1 protein-coding gene is annotated in these 630 nt (G+C 44.4%); it reads right to left on the reverse strand.

Annotated features, from left to right (window positions below; genetic code table 11):
• The coding region (locus tag KTI79_RS19090) for an EF-Tu/IF-2/RF-3 family GTPase (RefSeq protein ID WP_262468846.1) at positions 1–630 on the reverse strand (630 nt) is incomplete at its 5' end.

Raw genomic sequence — 630 nt, forward strand, 5'->3', positions numbered from 1 at the left:
TTATGCAGTTACTTTCGCAACAACACCAGCACCTACAGTACGACCACCTTCACGGATCGCAAAACGTAGACCTGGGTCCATTGCGATTGGGTGGATTAATTCTACTGACATTTCAACGTTGTCGCCTGGCATAACCATTTCAACGCCGTCTTGTAATTGGATTGCACCAGTTACGTCAGTTGTACGGAAGTAGAACTGTGGACGGTAACCATTTAAGAATGGAGTGTGACGACCACCTTCTTCTTTAGAAAGTACGTATACTTCTGCGTCGAATTTAGTGTGCGGCTTGATTGTACCTGGTTTAGCAAGTACTTGACCACGTTGTACATCTTCACGCTTAGTACCACGAAGTAAGATACCACAGTTCTCACCTGCACGGCCTTCGTCAAGAAGTTTACGGAACATTTCTACGCCAGTTACAGTTGTTTTAACTGTATCTTTAATACCAACGATCTCTACTTCTTCACCAACTTTAACGATACCAGCTTCTACACGGCCTGTTACTACAGTACCACGACCAGAAATTGAGAATACGTCTTCGATTGGCATTAAGAATGCTTTGTCGATAGCACGTTCTGGTTCTGGGATGTAAGAGTCAAGCGCCTCAACAAGAGCAAGAACTGAAGGCTC

Origin of the sequence: Acinetobacter sp. WU_MDCI_Abxd143, from assembly GCF_025514195.1 — a bacterium.
Classification (GTDB): Bacteria; Pseudomonadota; Gammaproteobacteria; order Pseudomonadales; family Moraxellaceae; genus Acinetobacter; species Acinetobacter pittii_H.